The 15,108-nt window shown below is 67.7% G+C and carries 14 protein-coding genes; 9 read left to right on the forward strand and 5 right to left on the reverse strand.

The window, feature by feature from the left end; genetic code table 11:
• The first annotated feature begins 199 nt into the window (after nt 1-199).
• On the forward strand, nt 200-1,015 hold the full coding sequence (locus FDA38_RS06335; protein ID WP_170989600.1) for a TolB family protein: 816 nt from the start codon (nt 200-202) through the stop codon (nt 1,013-1,015).
• Between the two features lie 645 nt (nt 1,016-1,660).
• On the opposite strand, the gene FDA38_RS42095 is transcribed toward FDA38_RS06335, so the two are convergent.
• The 4 genes from FDA38_RS42095 to FDA38_RS06345 form a co-directional block, all read right to left on the reverse strand.
• Nucleotides 1,661-1,828, reverse strand: a complete 168-nt coding sequence (locus tag FDA38_RS42095) for a hypothetical protein (protein ID WP_170989601.1) — start codon at nt 1,826-1,828, stop codon at nt 1,661-1,663.
• Between the two features lie 760 nt (nt 1,829-2,588).
• A complete protein-coding gene (locus FDA38_RS43375) occupies nt 2,589-2,720 on the reverse strand; it encodes a hypothetical protein (protein WP_267901736.1) in 132 nt (43 codons plus the stop codon).
• Nucleotides 2,721-3,016: 296 nt separating this feature from the next.
• A complete protein-coding gene (locus FDA38_RS06340) occupies nt 3,017-3,262 on the reverse strand; it encodes a hypothetical protein (RefSeq protein ID WP_137253098.1) in 246 nt (81 codons plus the stop codon).
• A 198-nt stretch (nt 3,263-3,460) separates the two neighbouring features.
• Entirely contained in the window at nt 3,461-4,432 is a 972-nt protein-coding gene (locus FDA38_RS06345; protein ID WP_137253099.1) for an NmrA/HSCARG family protein, read from the reverse strand.
• A 97-nt stretch (nt 4,433-4,529) separates the two neighbouring features.
• On the opposite strand from FDA38_RS06345, the gene FDA38_RS06350 reads away from it, so the two are divergent.
• The 7 genes from FDA38_RS06350 (at nt 4,530) to FDA38_RS06380 (ending at nt 13,224) form a co-directional block, all read left to right on the forward strand.
• Complete coding sequence (locus FDA38_RS06350) at nt 4,530-5,015, forward strand: MarR family winged helix-turn-helix transcriptional regulator (protein ID WP_137253100.1); 486 nt, start codon at nt 4,530-4,532, stop codon at nt 5,013-5,015.
• A gap of 91 nt (nt 5,016-5,106) precedes the next feature.
• Nucleotides 5,107-5,400 carry a hypothetical protein gene (locus FDA38_RS06355; RefSeq protein WP_137253101.1) on the forward strand — a complete coding sequence of 98 codons (294 nt, stop codon included), beginning with the start codon at nt 5,107-5,109 and terminating at the stop codon, nt 5,398-5,400.
• Nucleotides 5,397-6,305: an FAD:protein FMN transferase gene (locus tag FDA38_RS06360; protein ID WP_137253102.1), complete on the forward strand. Its 909-nt coding sequence runs from the start codon at nt 5,397-5,399 to the stop codon at nt 6,303-6,305. Before FDA38_RS06355 ends, FDA38_RS06360 begins: the two co-directional genes overlap by 4 nt.
• On the forward strand, nt 6,305-6,856 hold the full coding sequence (locus FDA38_RS06365; RefSeq protein ID WP_137253103.1) for a hypothetical protein: 552 nt from the start codon (nt 6,305-6,307) through the stop codon (nt 6,854-6,856). The genes FDA38_RS06360 and FDA38_RS06365 overlap by 1 nt, the downstream gene beginning before the upstream one ends.
• Nucleotides 6,853-8,052 (forward strand): NADH-ubiquinone oxidoreductase-F iron-sulfur binding region domain-containing protein, encoded by a 1,200-nt coding sequence (locus FDA38_RS06370; protein ID WP_137253104.1) that lies wholly within the window; start codon nt 6,853-6,855, stop codon nt 8,050-8,052. Before FDA38_RS06365 ends, FDA38_RS06370 begins: the two co-directional genes overlap by 4 nt.
• Nucleotides 8,049-8,246: a ferredoxin gene (locus FDA38_RS06375; protein WP_130444735.1), complete on the forward strand. Its 198-nt coding sequence runs from the start codon at nt 8,049-8,051 to the stop codon at nt 8,244-8,246. The genes FDA38_RS06370 and FDA38_RS06375 overlap by 4 nt, the downstream gene beginning before the upstream one ends.
• A gap of 115 nt (nt 8,247-8,361) precedes the next feature.
• Entirely contained in the window at nt 8,362-13,224 is a 4,863-nt protein-coding gene (locus FDA38_RS06380) for an NAD-glutamate dehydrogenase (RefSeq protein ID WP_137253105.1), read from the forward strand.
• Nucleotides 13,225-13,227: 3 nt separating this feature from the next.
• Here FDA38_RS06380 and FDA38_RS06385 read toward each other — a convergent pair whose 3' ends face one another.
• Nucleotides 13,228-13,965 carry a GntR family transcriptional regulator gene (locus FDA38_RS06385; protein ID WP_137253106.1) on the reverse strand — a complete coding sequence of 246 codons (738 nt, stop codon included), beginning with the start codon at nt 13,963-13,965 and terminating at the stop codon, nt 13,228-13,230.
• 127 nt (nt 13,966-14,092) lie between these two features.
• On the opposite strand from FDA38_RS06385, the gene FDA38_RS06390 reads away from it, so the two are divergent.
• Nucleotides 14,093-15,091 (forward strand): Gfo/Idh/MocA family protein, encoded by a 999-nt coding sequence (locus FDA38_RS06390; RefSeq protein WP_137253107.1) that lies wholly within the window; start codon nt 14,093-14,095, stop codon nt 15,089-15,091.
• Nucleotides 15,092-15,108 lie beyond the last annotated feature (17 nt).

Raw genomic sequence — 15,108 nt, forward strand, 5'->3', positions numbered from 1 at the left:
GATTGGGGGAGGGGCCATGAGGAGATGGCTTGTAGCTGTATTCGCGCTGGTCGTGGCAGCGTGCCTTCTGTCTGCTCCGACCGCGGCATCGGCCGGCGGTGGACGGTCTGGCAACGGGCAGTGGATCGCTTACCAGTCGAGCCGATCGGGCCAAGAAGGTGTGTGGCTCATTCGCCCGGACGGGACCCACAACCACGAAGTGGCAACCGACGCTCCCGGCGAGCGCTTGCTGCCGGATTGGTCGCCGGACGGCCGCTACCTCGCCTTCATCTCACGCTCGGAGAACGGCGACCTGATCTATGAGTACGACACGATCAAACACACGTCGCGGCAACTGTTTGACTGCAACAGTCCCTGCGTGGGGTACGACGAGCCCGCCTATTCCCCGGATGGGCGGCACATGGCGTTCATCCGCTACCTGGGTCCGTTCAGCGACGAGGGACTCCCGGCGGACTGCAGCTTGTGGATCGGCGATCGTCGCACCGGCGCGGTACGCCAGATCACCAGCAACCGCGGCACCGAGTGCGACCGCGAGTACAACCCGACATGGTCACCGGACGGCAAGCACCTGGCGTACTGGCGTGATCCGTACGTCGATGGCCGTCCGACAGGCACCGCGGTATTCACGATCCGAGCCGACGGTACGGGCGAGCATCGACTCACCAACCCGGCGATGTTCGCGGGCTCGCCGTCCTGGTCACCTGACGGGCAGTGGATCGTGTTTTCGACGTACCCACTGGCGGAGTTCCAGTGCTGTCAGATCTCCAACCTCTACCGCATCCGCCCCAATGGCACTCGGATGCAGAAGCTCACCAACCTCCGGACCGACCAACTGCGGGCAACCCAGCCGCGCTACGCCCCAGATGGAAAGAACCTCGTGGTCACCGCTGTGACGCCAACGACGCGCAGCCTCTGGATCCTGCCCGCCACGGGCGGACGACCGCGGACCGTTGCGCCAGGCGGACCGTTCCCCGACTTCTACACGCACGGCACCTGGCAACCGAAGCATCGCTAGGTGCTGGCGCAGTCATCTACTACCGCTGCGCCAGATCCTCGATAGCCCGAAGGGCCCGGAATACCGCACACCTCGAATATGCACCGGTTTCCAACCCATCGGCTCTGCCCGCTGCGCGACGCCCATGGGGCGCGTACCCCTGGCTTGCCGACATCGAAGCCGGAACGCCGGACGATGTCGCACAGAGGAGTCATCCCCGCTCAGGAGCCGTGATGGCTGGGCGTGACACGGTTCGTCACGCGAACTGGAATCATCTGCTGGCTGTCAGAGGCTTCCAGAGAAGCGCGTCAGCCATTGCCCTGACAGCCGGATACGACGACAACGCGATCAGTGGCCCCATCACCGCAATGTCCCTCAGTTCGACCCCGTTCGAAACTTACGCGACTCGGCACGGGCGCGTCGTACTCTACAGCGCACAAAGCTCGGGTCGTCGCCATGAGCAGCGATATCAGCGACACCCGCTGAGTCGACGGAAACAGAGAAATCAGAAAGGATCAAAATGCGAGTCCCACGATTGTTCGCAGTATTCGCCGTAACCGCCATATCAGTTCTCGGGGTGAGCACGGCAAGCGTTGGCATTGCCTCCGCCGACATCGCCTCGGCAACCGGGTTTCCGCCCGGGACCGGGGACGGGGCCTGGCGTGCTTACGGCAACACCAACCCGATCACCTCGAGTAGCAGCACATGGAAGTGCACCAAGTCCATCGGCGCGGGGTGGAAGATCAACGCGCAGCTCTGCGCGGTCAGGTCGGCGTTCAGCCCCGGTGCCCAGACTGCAGTGATCGTGCGCAACAACTCTGGGGACCTCGTCACCGCAGTAGCGTACGCGGAGCTCTGGGACCAGCCCCACGGGGACATCATAGGGTCGTGGGGCTGCGGCAAATCGGGAGTGGCCGCGAATTCATGGTCGGTGTGCTTCGGACATACTGTTCCTTACGCCTACCCGGTATACGCGGCTAGCGGATATGTCACCGCCCTGGGCGGCACGAGCTACTTCACCGAGTCCACCCCAACTGTGTGAGCATGTGCTCTACATCTTTCTGCCGATGGTCGGGTGATGTGGGGGCTAGGGAGCGCCGGTGACACGCTCCACCTCCGGACCAGACAACCCTTGAATGGAGGTCCCCTTATGATGCCCGTCATGGTGGTGTCGCAACATGGCATCTCGCGCTGAGCCTGTCGAGGTGACTCAGGGAGACCAGTTGTATTGGTCGAACTCTTCCCGTTCGAGCGCTGGGGCGAGTAAGTCAACCGGTTGAGAATTGATGCGGGATCAGGCGGTATCCCAGTGTTCGATCTCGGCCGCACGTAAGCAGCGTCTCACTAGCTCATAGACGGCAGCTTCGCGCGGCGTCGGTCCCTGCGCCATCGGCTCCACCTCCCGATCCGCTGCACTTCCGCGGTGTTGGCAGGCTATTGCCACCACCTTCCAGCTCTTCCCTGTGTTGAAGTGCCGGGGGGGGGGAACCTCCCCATCGCGGCCATGCCTCGCCTCCCACCTACTGGGCCGCGCAACTGGGTGCGTCCCCGGGGTCACGCGTGTCGACAGTACTTCGCGCCGGCCAGACTGGCATCAGCACAACGCACGTCTCCCGGGCATCGCGCGGTACGTCGTCTCGGCCCGGCTTCGGACACGCCGAAGCTGGACCGCGAACTGCGCCACCGGGCCATCCACCGGGTCGAGCTGCTGCTCCCTGCGGGGCATCCGTTACCCCTTGGCCAGGAGTGGCGGCGGTCGGCGACGAGCGCGGTACCTGCCTTGATGGCAGCCTCGATGCGAGGGAGACGAACACGCCTTCACCGAGGGTCTGGCTGATTTTCAGGGCCGGCTAGAGCGAAACCGCGGTTCGACCAGGCTGCTCGGGGGGTGATCCTGGACGGGGCTCTCGAGGTGGCTCGATGCGTCGGCTGCGGCCGGAGTTCCGCGTCTCTGATTTCAGAGGGGTCGGAGGTCGGTGCCTGGGATCCAGGTGATGTGGCCGTTCTTGTCGCGGACTCGGCCTAGCCATTCGCCGTTGTCGCGGATCCAGACGTCGAGGTCGCCGGTGGACCAGGCGGCGCGCTGGACCCCTTGGGATGGCTGGACGTGCCGGATCGCGTCGGGTGGCCGTGGGCGTCGTACTGGATGTCGAGGTCGGACGCCAGTTCGCGGGCTTTCGGCTCGTCGGTGATGGCTGTTGCGTGCCATCCGTTGACCGCGCTGTCCCAGACGCCGAGCGTGTTGGATTCGGCGTCGGACGGGCGCACTTGAACCGATCGTGCATGACGTCGGAGTGCATGTTCTTCGGACATACGTTCTAGTCAGTTAGGTGTGCGCTGCTCCGTCACTGCTCCGTGAGGTGCTGCGAAATGGCGGTCAATGACGCGAGTTGATGAGTGTGGATCGGTCGGATGCGCGGCGGCCTGGGGGCACTCCTCAGGCCGCCGCGGTGGAGCGCTGGCTCGTTAGTTTTGGGAGGCTTTGAGCTCTTCGCGGTGCTTGTCGAGCCAGTCGGCGAAGGACTCCAGTTCGGGGTTCAGTTCGCGGACCTTGGCGACGTCGCGGTCGCCGGTGAAGCGCTTGTGGTCCTCGGCGTAGAACTGGAACATGTTCGACATCTCGACGGCCATCGGGAAGGGGTATTCGCGGAACTCTTCCCAGCTGGGGGCGTGGTAGAGGACTTCTTCGCCGAGGGCTTCGGAGAGGGCGGCGGCGTACTGGTCGCCGGTGAGGTGGTCGCCGGCGATGCTGATGGTTTCGCCGATCAGGTCGGGGTGCTTGAGGATGGCGAAGGCGGTGCGGCCGATGTCTTCGGAGGCGACGCCGGACAGCGGGCGGTCGGCCATCGGGATGGTGATGGTCAGCTTGCCGTCGGCGTTGCGCGCCGGCGGGAGGCCGGCGATGAACGCGTCGAAGTAGAACGTGGTCCGCAGGAACGTCGTCGGTACGCCGTACTTCGTGAAGATCTCGTCGGCCTCGCCCTTCGCGTCGAAGTGCGGGACCTTGTAGCGGCCGTCGTCCAGGCTCGGTACGTCGTCGCGCCCGGCGAAGAACGTCCTGGTGTCCTCGAGCGTCGACCAGACCACGTGCTGTACGCCGGCGTCGCGGGCGGCCCGCGCGGCGATCTCGGCCTGGTCGAGCTCCATCTCTGCGCGGGTGCGGGCGGCCTCTTCCTCCGGGGTCCGCTCGACCCAGTAGTTCGTCACCACGAAAGCGCCGTACACGCCGTCGAACGCGGCCCGCACGCTCGCCTCGTCGTCGAGGTCGGCCGCGACCACCTCGGCGCCCGCCGCAGCGAGCTCCTGGGCCTTCGCGGACGACGGGTTCCGCGTCAACGCGCGGACGGCGTACTCGCCGGACGTGTCGGCCAGGATCGCGCGGACGAGACCGCCGCCCTGGTTCCCGGTGGCGCCGACGACAGCGATCAGCTTGGTCATATCCAGTCACTCCTCGATGAGTTAGGTTGATGTGTCAACTCGACCGATCGTAGCTCGTTTGGTTGATGTGTCAACCCGACCGGGTAGGATGGGTTTCGTGAGCAAGGAACCGTGGCTCGACGACGACGAGCAGAAGGCGTGGCGCAGCTATCTGCTGATGACCCGGACGCTGGAGACGCACCTGGAACGGCACCTCCAGCGGGACTTCGGCCTGTCCAAGTCGGACTTCGAGATCCTGGTCAACCTGTCCGAGTCGGAGTCCGGCCGGATGCGCGCGTTCGAGCTGAGCCGGTCGACCCAGTGGGAGAAGAGCCGGCTGTCGCACCACCTGACCCGGATGGAGAAGCGCGGCCTGATCCGCAAGGAGGCCTGCGAGTCGCGGTACCCGGAGATCGCCATCACCGAGGAGGGGATGGCCGCGATCAAGGCGTGCGCGCCGGCGCATGCGGCCCGGGTCCGGGAGTTCTTCGTCGACGTGTTCGGCCCCGATCGCATGTCGGTGCTCGGCGAGGTGTCGGACGAGGTCGTCGCGACGATCGGCAAGCACTGCGACACCGACTGCCCGCTGGAGGACCGCTCCTGAGAGGTGCTCTCAGAGAGCTTTCAGCAAGACTTGACGGTGGCTTGATCTTCTCTTGGAGTGCGGCTGAGGGGCTTCGGCCGAGGCTGATGCCATGGTCACCACAGGCAAACCCCAGTCCACCCGCCGGCGCTGGTTGCACCGGGCGTCCGCAGCCGCGATAGCCACTGCCGTCCTCGGCGTCGGCGCGACCGGGATCTCGGTCGCGGTCGCGTCGTCGAAGAGTAACGACAGCACCGGTACGACGGCCACCTCGAGCAACTCCGACGACAACAGCGGCTCCAGTTCGAGCAGCAGCTCCGACGACAACAGCGGTTCCAGCTCGAGCAGCGGGCTCGGCTCGTCCAGCTCCGGCTCGACGTCGCAAGGTGGGAGCAACGGGTCATGACCGCCTCCCGAACCTGGACCGCGTGGAGTTGTACGGTCCGGCTGACCGTCGACGACCCCGCCGTACTGGGGGCGGCCTGTGGTGAGCTCAAGACGCTGATGGACCGAGTCGACAAGGCCGCCAGCCGCTTCCGTCCGGACTCCGAGCTGTCGGCCGTGAACAGTCGCGCCGGTGCGCTGGTACCGGTGTCCCGCCTGCTCGTCGATCTCGTCGACGTCAGCCTGGTCGCGGCCCAGATGAGCGGCGGCGCGGTCGACCCGACCGTCGGCCAGGCGGTCGTCGCGGCCGGGTACGACGCCGACATCGAGGCGGTACGGCGCCGCTTCCCGCAGGCACCCGACGACCCGAAGCCGGTCGCGGGCTGGCAGGAGGTCCGCCTCAACCGCAAGCTAGCCCTGCTCGGCGTACCGACGGACAGCGCGCTCGACCTAGGCGCGACCGCGAAGGCCTGGACCGCCGACCGTGCCGCGAACGTCATCAGCAAGCGCTACGGCTGTGCCGTCCTGGTCGAGATCGGCGGCGACCTCAGGGCCGCCGGTACGCCGGCCAAGCCGTGGGTAATAACTGTCGCCGAGCGCGCCGGCGAGAAGGGCGTCCTCGTCACGCTCGCCCATGGCGGTCTGACCACCTCGACCCGCACGGTACGGCGTTGGCAGACCCCGACCGGCTACGCGCACCACGTCATCGACCCGCGCACCGGACTGCCCGCGGACGGCCGGTACCGGACCGCATCCGTTTGGGCTCCGACCGCAGTACGTGCGAACACCTTCAGTACTGCGCTTGTCGCCACAGGGGACGCCGCGCTCGGTCGGCTGAAGCTGGCCGGTCACCCTGCCCGGCTGATCGCTGACGACGGCGAGGTCACCGAGCTGTCAGGCTGGCCGTCAGCAAGCAGGGCTGCCTGATGACCCTGTGGTACCTGGCCCGCGCGGCCGGCGTGGTCACGATGGTGATGTTCACGCTGTCGGCCGTCCTCGGCATGGTCATGCCGAACGTCCGGCGACCGGAGCGCCGGTTCTGGCTGCAGTACGTGCATCGCTCGGCCGCAGTGACCGGGCTGGTCCTGCTGACCACCCACGTGGTCGCAGTCATCGCCGACAGCTACGTGGCCATCAGTCCGACCGTCCTGGTGCGGCCGTTCGCCTCCGGCTATCGACCGTTCGCCATGGTGGTCGGCGTACTGGCTCTCTACAGCTTGGTACTGGCGTCCCTCGTCGGAGCGTCCCGTGGTCGGTTGGCGTCGTCCGCGACGTTCACCAAGTACTGGCGCAAGCTCCACATCGCGGCATCGGTCGGCTGGCTGCTGGCCGTCGGGCACTCGCTGCTCGCCGGCACAGACCGCAGTACGCCGTGGATGCTCGCGATCACGATCAGCTGCCTGGCTGCCGTCGCCACCGCGGGCGTGTACCGCCTCAACGCCGCCCCGAAGCTCACCCGTGCCTGGAGGACCCAATGATCACGCTCGACGACACCCGGGTCATCGGTGAGGCCAGAGTCCTCGCCGGACTCGGCCAGGGCCGCCTGGACCTGCAGCGTCACCTACTGACTCACGGCAGCTTGCCCACCCTCACCCGCGACCAGTACACCAAGCTTGCTGAAGCGGTAGGACTCAGAGGACGCGGTGGAGCGGCGTTCCCGGTCGCGCTGAAGCTGCAGGACCTCCCGGCTCGCGGAGTGGAAGCTGTCGTGGTCAACGGCTCGGAGAGCGAGCCGGTCAGCCGCAAGGACCGCCTGCTCCTCACTCAGTCACCGCATCTCGTGCTGGACGGCGCGGTCGGTCTGGCGCACGCACTGGGCGCGCCGCACGTGCTGATCGCCGTACATGACACACAAGCTGCCACCTCGGTCCGTGAAGCTCTGATGGAGCGCGACGACCGGCTCGCGATCGAAGTACAGGAGACTCCGGGGCGGTTCGTCGCGGGGGAGGCCCGTGCGGTGTTGAGCGTGCTGGAGGGAGGTACGGCGGTGCCGCCTGGTCGGAGAGTGTTGCCGACGCGGAAGGGGTACCACCGGCGCCCGACGTTCCTGTCGAACGTCGAGACGTTCGCCCAGCTCGCCGTACTGGCGCGGCTCGGGTCACGCGGGTTCAGCAGCACCGGCCTGATCAGTGAGCCCGGCACGCAGCTGCTGACGATCGACGGCGCCGTCCAGCGGCCCGGAGTGATCGAGACACCGACCGGTATCCCACTCGACACAGTCCTGCAGTACGCCGGCGCGCAAGCCGGACCCGTACTACTCGGCGGCTACCACGGTCGCTGGCTCGAGCACACCGAGGGCGTGACGCTGCAGCGACCGGAGGTGTCCGCCGGCATCATCCTGGCGCTCGGGTCCGACACCTGCCCGCTCGGTGAGATCACCCGTGTCACCCAGTGGCTGTCCAGTCAGTCAGCCGGCCAGTGCGGGCCTTGTGTGTTCGGCCTCGCCGCTCTGGTCGACGACTTCGCCAGGCTGACGGTCGGCGATCCGCAGGGATGGCACGACGCCCACCGGCACCTCGGTCTGGTTCCGGGGCGCGGGGCGTGTGCGCACCCGGACGGGACTGCGAGATTCCTCACGTCCGCGCTCGAGGTGTTCGACGACGACGTACAGCATCACCTCTCCGGACAGGGGTGCGGCCGGCCGGTTCTGGGAGTCCTGGGAGGTACCCGATGAACAAGCTCGAGATCGACTGGACCAGGTGCGACGGGCACGGCCTCTGCGCAGGTCTGGTGCCCGACGACATCCTGCTCGACGAGTGGGGATTCCCGGTGCTGCGCGGCCGGGAAATCACCGCCGGTGAACTGTCGGATGCACGCCGCGCAGTCCTCGCATGTCCGGCTCTGGCCCTCCGCCTCAACAATCGATGACAGGCCCGTCCCGACACCACACCAGTGACAAAGGTGGACTAATCTCTGAGTGACCGCACAACGTCGTGCGGTCCGGCGAGAGCGACGCCGAAGTCACATGTGGAGACGGTGGGGAATGCAGAGCAAGCTGGACGTCCAGAAGGCAGACGTGCTCGCCAAGGCGGTGGCCGCGGGCACCCATGGGCACGACAAACTCGTCGACCCGGGCAAGCTGAGGACGTTCCTGGATCAGTACTACCGGCACGTCGCCGCCGAGGACGTCGCCGAGCGCCAGCCGAACGACTGCCTGGGCGCCGCGCGGCACCACTACAAGTCCGCGATGAGCCGCCCGCAGGGTACGGCGAAGGTGCACGTCTTCACCCCGACCGTCGACGAGCACGGCTGGTCCGCGAGCGGCCGGACCGTGGTCGAGATCGTCATCGACGACATGCCGTTCCTGGTCGACAGCGCCTCGATGGCGATCACCGAGCACAACCTCGAGCTCCAGCTGCTGATCCACCCGCAGTTCGTCGTACGGCGTGATGTCGCCGGCACGCTGCAGGAGGTCCTGGACGACAGCGCCGCCGCGGACGGGCACGACCTGGTCCGCGAGAGCTGGATGCACCTGGAGATCGAGCGGATCGCTGACGTCGCCGAGCACCGCGCCCTCGAGCAGGCGCTGCAGAAGGTGCTGAACGACGTCCGCGAGGCGGTCGAGGACTGGCCGAAGATGCACGAGAAGGCGGTCAGCATCGCCGCAGGGCTGACGGCCGACGACCTGCCGGTCCCCGAGAGCGAGGTGGAGGAGGCCCGCGAGCTGCTGGAGTGGCTGGCCGACGAGCACTTCACGTTTCTCGGCTACCGCGAGTACGACTTCACCATGGAGGGCCAGCAGGGCATCCTGCGCGGCCGGCCCGGGACGGGGCTGGGCATCCTCCGGCCGGACCCGAAGCCCGGCTCCGGCAAGCTGCCGCCCGAGGTGAGCGCCAAGGCGCAGGAGCGGAAGCTGCTGATCCTGACCAAGGCCAACTCGCGCTCCACCGTGCACCGGTCGACCTACCTCGACTACGTGGGCATCAAGCAGTTCGACGAGAACGGCGAGCCGGTCCGGGAGTGCCGGTTCATCGGCCTGCTCTCCTCGACGGCGTACACCGAGAGCGTCATGCAGGTGCCCGTACTGCGGCGCAAGGCGCTCGAGCTGTTCCGCCTGACCGGCTTCGACCCGAACAGCCACAGCGGCAAGGGCCTGCTCGACGTACTGGAGACGTACCCGCGTGACGAGCTGCTGCAGGCCCCGGTGGAGGACCTGCTGCCGATCGTCCAGTCGGTGCTGCACCTCCAGGAGCGGCGCGCGGTCAAGCTGTTCGTACGGCGTGACGTCTACAACCGGTACCTGTCCTGCCTGGTGTACCTGCCGCGTGACCGCTACACCACTGCGGTCCGGCTGAAGATGCAGCAGATCCTGAAGGACGCCATCGGCGCGGAGACCGTCACGTACGCCGCGTACGTCACCGAGTCGGTGCTGGCCCGCGTGCACTTCGTCGTCCGGATGAAGCAGGGCGAGACGGTCGGGGAGTACGACCCGGACCTGCTCGAGCAGCAGGTGATCGACGCGACCCGTGCCTGGGCCGACGACTTCACCGCGGCGCTGCACGCGCAGGGCGGCGACGGTGCGGTCACCAAGCTGTCCCGCCGATACGCGCAGGCGTTCCCGGAGGCGTACAAGGAGGACTTCGACGCGCGCGTTGCGGTCAACGACGTACACGTCCTGGAGAGCCTGCCGGCCGAGGACGGTCTGGCCATGTCGCTCTACAGCCCGATCGAGGAGGAGTGGGAAGGCGAGCGCCGCTTCAAGGTCTTCCGGCGAGGTACGGCGCTGTCGCTGTCGCAGGTGCTGCCCCATCTGAGCGCGATGGGCGTCGAGGTGATCGACGAGCGGCCGTACGAGATCCGCTGCGACGACGGCACGATGGCCTACATCTACGACTTCGGCCTGAAGGCGCCCGAGGACACCCAGGAGCGCGAGGAACTGCGCAAGCTGTTCTCGGACACGTTCCAGGCCGTCTGGGAGGGCCGGGCCGAGTCCGACAAGCTGAACGCGCTGGTACTGCGCGGCAACCTCAGCTGGCGGCAGGTGTCGATCCTGCGCGCGTACCAGCGCTACATCCGCCAGGGCGGTACGCCGTTCAGCCAGGACTACATCCAGAACACGTTCCTGAACCACGTGGACGTCGCGGGCCTGCTGGTGCAGCTGTTCGAGACCAGCTTCGACCCGGCCCGCGGCCCGGCCGACGATCCGGACCGGGCCATGCGGGTGGACCAGCTGGAGAAGGAGATCCTGGCCACGCTGGACACCGTGCAGAGCCTGGACGAGGACCGGATCCTGCGGTCGTACCTCACCGTGATGAAGGCGACGCTGCGGACCAACTACTTCCAGCCGGGTCCCGACGGGCAACCGCGGTCGTACCTGTCGCTGAAGCTGGAGCCGAAGGCGATCCCGGACCTGCCGCAGCCGCGGCCGGCGTACGAGATCTTCGTGTACTCGCCGCAGGTCGAAGGTGTGCACCTGCGGTTCGGCGCGGTCGCGCGCGGCGGTCTGCGCTGGTCGGACCGGCGCGAGGACTTCCGCACCGAGGTGCTCGGCCTGGTCAAGGCGCAGATGGTGAAGAACTCGGTGATCGTGCCGGTCGGCGCGAAGGGCGGGTTCTACGCCAAGCAGCTGCCGGACCCGTCCGTCGACCGGGACGCCTGGCTGGCCGAGGGCATCGCGTCGTACAAGACCTTCATCTCCGGACTGCTGGACATCACCGACAACATCGTTGCCGGTGACATCGTTCCGCCGAAGGACGTGGTCCGGTACGACGGTGACGACGCCTACCTGGTCGTTGCCGCCGACAAGGGCACCGCCACGTTCTCGGACATCGCGAACGGGGTCGCAAAGGAGTACGGGTTCTGGCTGGGCGACGCGTTCGCGTCCGGCGGCTCGGTCGGCTACGACCACAAGGCGATGGGCATCACCGCCCGCGGCGCGTGGGAGTCGGTCAAGCGGCACTTCCGCGAGATGGGTGTGGACTGCCAAACCGAGGACTTCACCGTCGTCGGCGTCGGCGACATGTCCGGTGACGTGTTCGGCAACGGGATGCTGCTGTCCGAACACATCCGCCTGGTCGCGGCCTTCGACCACCGGCACATCTTCCTCGACCCGGCGCCCGACGCGGCCTCGTCGTTCGCCGAACGGCGGCGGCTGTTCGAGCTGCCGCGGTCGTCGTGGGCGGACTACAACGCCTCGCTGATCTCGGCCGGCGGCGGGGTGTTCCCGCGGACCGACAAGGCGATCCCGATCTCTGCCGAGGTGCGCGACATACTCGGTATCGAGGGCAGCCCGACCACGCTGACGCCGGCCGAGCTGATGAACGCGATCCTGAAGGCGCCGGTCGACCTGTTCTGGAACGGCGGTATCGGCACGTACGTGAAGTCGTCGGCCGAGTCGAACGCCGACGTCGGCGACAAGGCCAACGACGCGATCCGGATCAACGGCGCCGACCTGCGCGCCCGCGCGGTCGGCGAGGGCGGCAACCTCGGCTTCACCCAGCTCGGCCGGATCGAGTACGCCGCGGCCGGCGGCCGGATCAATACCGACTTCATCGACAACGTGGCCGGCGTGGACACCTCCGACCACGAGGTCAACATCAAGATCCTGCTGGACAAGGTGGTTGCCGACGGCGACCTGACCGAGAAGCAGCGCAACGACATCATCGCGTCGATGACCGACGAGGTCGGCGCGCTGGTGCTGAAGAGCAACTACCGGCAGAACATCGCGCTCGCCAACGCCGGCGCGCAGGCCGTGGCGTTGATGCATGTGCACCAGGACTGGGTACGGCGCTTGGAGCGTCAGGGGCTGCTCGACCGCGAGCTGGAGTTCCTGCCGAGCGTGACCGAGTTCAAGCGGCGCAAGGCCGAGGGCCGCGGGCTGACCTCGCCGGAGCTGTCGGTGCTGATCGCGTACACCAAGATCGTGATGGAAGCCGAGCTGCTCAAGACCACGCTGCCGGACGACCCGTTCCTCAAGCACAAGCTCGCCAGCTACTTCCCGAAGGCGATCCAGGAGCGGTTCGGCGATCAGATCCAGAGCCACCAGCTGCGGCGCGAGATCATCACCACGCAGGTCGTCAACGAGTTCGTGAACACGTCGGGCATCACGGCGTACCACCGGCTCTCGCTGGAGACCGGCGGGACGGTCGAGGACGTCGTCCGGGCGAACCTCGCCGCCAGCAGGATCTTCTCGCAGCCCGAGCTGCTGTCGCGGAACGCCGAGCTGGACAACATCGTCGACGCCGAGACCCAGACCCACATGCGGCTGGAGACCCGGACGCTGGTCGAGCGCGCGACGCGCTGGCTGGTCAGCAACCGGCGTCCTCCGGTCGACATCGAGGAGCTCATCGAGTTCTTCGGTCCGGGGATCGCGAAGCTGACCGCGGCATTGCCCGACGTACTGCGGGGTCGCGCGCTGGCCCTGTTCGAGCAGCGCCGGGAAAGCCTTGTGCAGAAGGGCGTTGCGGACGATTTCGCGACCCGGATCGCGGTGCTGCCCCCGGCGTACGCCGGACTCGGCGTCGTCGAGACCGCGTCCCGGGACGACATCGACATCCTCGAGGTCGCCAAGGTCCACTTCGCGCTGGGCGAGCGGCTGCAACTGGGCCGCTTCCTGGAGCGGATCATCGGCCTGCCGCGTACCGACCGCTGGCAGACGATGGCCCGCGCCGCCCTCCGCGACGACCTGCACGCCGTCCACTCGCGCCTCACCCGCCAGGTGCTGGCCACCACGGACGCCTCGGCCGACCCCGAGGACCGGGTCATCACCTGGCAGGACCAGAACGCGGTCGCCTTGTCCCGCGCCTCCTCGATGCTCGAGGAGATCGTCGAGACCGACGGCCCGGAACTCGCCCAACTCTCGGTCGGCCTCCGGCTGGTCCGCACGCTGATCGCGAACCAGGGATAGGGGTCAGCGTTCGGAGACGACCACGTCGACCGAGTAGTGGTCGGCGCGGTAGCAGTGGGTGGCGTATTCGACGGGGGAACCGTCGGCGGCGTACGCGGAGCGGGTCATGGTGACCAGCGGCTCGGCCTTGGACATGTGCAGTGTCCGGCGTTCGTCGGCGGTGGCGTTGCGGGCGCCGATGCGTTGGCGTGCGACCGTCGGGCGGATGCCGCGGGCGCGGAGTACGGCGTACAGGCCTTCGTGGGTGAGTTGTTCGAGGGTGAGGTCGTTGAGGGCCGGAGGCAACCAGTTGCGCATGATCGCGAGCGGTACGTCGTCGGCGTAGCGGAGCCGGACGATCGAGACCAGCGGCGTGCCGGCGGGCAGCTCGAGGATGGTGGCGGCGCGATCGTCCTGCGCCTCGCAGTCGAGTGACAGGACCTCGGTGCGCGGCGCGCGGCCCTCGCGTTCGAGATCGTCGTACAGGCTGGTCAGCTCGGCCTTGCGGTGCACCATCTGGCTCGCGACCGTGGTGCCGATGCCGCGGCGGCGGACCAGCAGGCCCTGGTTGACCAGCTCCGCGATCGCGCGGCGCACGGTCGGCCGGGACAGGCCGAGGCGGTCCGACATCGCGATCTCGTTCTCGAACGGGTCTCCCGGGCGGAGCGAGCCGTCGGTGATGGCGGACGTCAGTTGCTCGGCCAGTTGGTGGTAGAGCGGCACCGGACTGGCCCGATCGATACTGACCGGGAGAGCAATCATGGCCGGGATGTTACATGAGGAAGGTATGTATGTCTTGATGTGAAAATGTGTTTACAAAGGCTTGACTCCGGTGGCACCTGCCGGAAAGCTGACGGGGGCGTGCTGGGCGAGCAGAGAGGTGACCGGGATGCGGATCGGGTTGGTCGGGGTCGGGCGGATCGGGGCGTTCCACGCCGCGACGCTCAAGGATCTGCCGGCGGTGGATCAGGTGGTCGTCGCCGACGCGGATCCCGGCCGGGCGGAGCTGGTCGCGAAGGATCTCGGTCTCGAGTTCGCGCCTGACGTGGACGCGCTGCTCGCGAGCCGTCCGGACGGCTTCGTGATCGCGGCCGCGACCGCGGCGCACGCGGAGCTGATCGCGGCCGGGGTCGCGGCCGGCATCCCGACGTTCTGCGAGAAGCCGGTCGCGCTCGACCTGGCCGAGACCAAGCGCGTGCTCGAGCTGGTCGAGGGGTCCGGCGTACCGGTGCACATCGGCTTCCAGCGCCGGTTCGACCACGGATACCAGACGGTCGCGGCGCAGGTGCGGTCCGGCGAGCTCGGGTTCGTCCATCACATCCGGGCGAACACGAACGACGCGTTCCCGCCGCCGGCCGAGTACATCCGGACCAGCGGCGGCTTCTTCCGCGACTGCACCGTGCACGACTTCGACATCATCCGGTTCGTCACCGGGCGTGAGGTGGTCAGCGCGTTCGCGACCGGCGCGAACCGCGGTGAGTCCTTCTTCGGCGAGTACGGCGATGTGGACGCGGCGGCTGCGCTGCTGACGCTGGACGACGGCACGTTCGTCGCGGTCAGCGGCACGCGGTACAACGCGGCCGGGCACGACGTACGGATGGAGGTGCTCGGCAGCCTCGGATCGGTCGCGGTCGGACTCGACGAGCACACGGCGCTGCGCTCCGCCGAGGAGGGCGTGACGTTCCCCGGTGGTCAGCCGCATGCGACGTTCATGGATCGCTTCCGCCCGGCTTATGTTGCCGAGCTTTCGGCCTTCACCGAGGTCGTGGCGGGTCGGCGGGAGGTGCCGTGCACGGTGCGGGACGCGTACCAGGCTTTCCGTACTGCGGACGCTTGTGAGCTGTCCCGCCGGGAGAATCGCGTGGTGACCTTGGACGAGATCGCATGAGTGGAGGAGAGCGGCCG

The sequence above is a fragment of the Kribbella jiaozuonensis genome, from assembly GCF_005233875.1.
GTDB lineage: Bacteria > Actinomycetota > Actinomycetes > Propionibacteriales > Kribbellaceae > Kribbella > Kribbella jiaozuonensis.

Coding starts and splice junctions, on each gene's coding strand:
- FDA38_RS43375 (WP_267901736.1), bottom strand. CDS start 2,720: ATGCCCCGCAGGGAGCAGCAGCTCGACCCGGTGGATGGCCCGGTGGCG.
- FDA38_RS06345 (WP_137253099.1), bottom strand. CDS start 4,432: ATGACCAAGCTGATCGCTGTCGTCGGCGCCACCGGGAACCAGGGCGGC.
- FDA38_RS06355 (WP_137253101.1), top strand. CDS start 5,107: ATGGTCACCACAGGCAAACCCCAGTCCACCCGCCGGCGCTGGTTGCAC.
- FDA38_RS06360 (WP_137253102.1), top strand. CDS start 5,397: ATGACCGCCTCCCGAACCTGGACCGCGTGGAGTTGTACGGTCCGGCTG.
- FDA38_RS06365 (WP_137253103.1), top strand. CDS start 6,305: ATGACCCTGTGGTACCTGGCCCGCGCGGCCGGCGTGGTCACGATGGTG.
- FDA38_RS06370 (WP_137253104.1), top strand. CDS start 6,853: ATGATCACGCTCGACGACACCCGGGTCATCGGTGAGGCCAGAGTCCTC.
- FDA38_RS06375 (WP_130444735.1), top strand. CDS start 8,049: ATGAACAAGCTCGAGATCGACTGGACCAGGTGCGACGGGCACGGCCTC.
- FDA38_RS06380 (WP_137253105.1), top strand. CDS start 8,362: ATGCAGAGCAAGCTGGACGTCCAGAAGGCAGACGTGCTCGCCAAGGCG.
- FDA38_RS06385 (WP_137253106.1), bottom strand. CDS start 13,965: ATGATTGCTCTCCCGGTCAGTATCGATCGGGCCAGTCCGGTGCCGCTC.
- FDA38_RS06390 (WP_137253107.1), top strand. CDS start 14,093: ATGCGGATCGGGTTGGTCGGGGTCGGGCGGATCGGGGCGTTCCACGCC.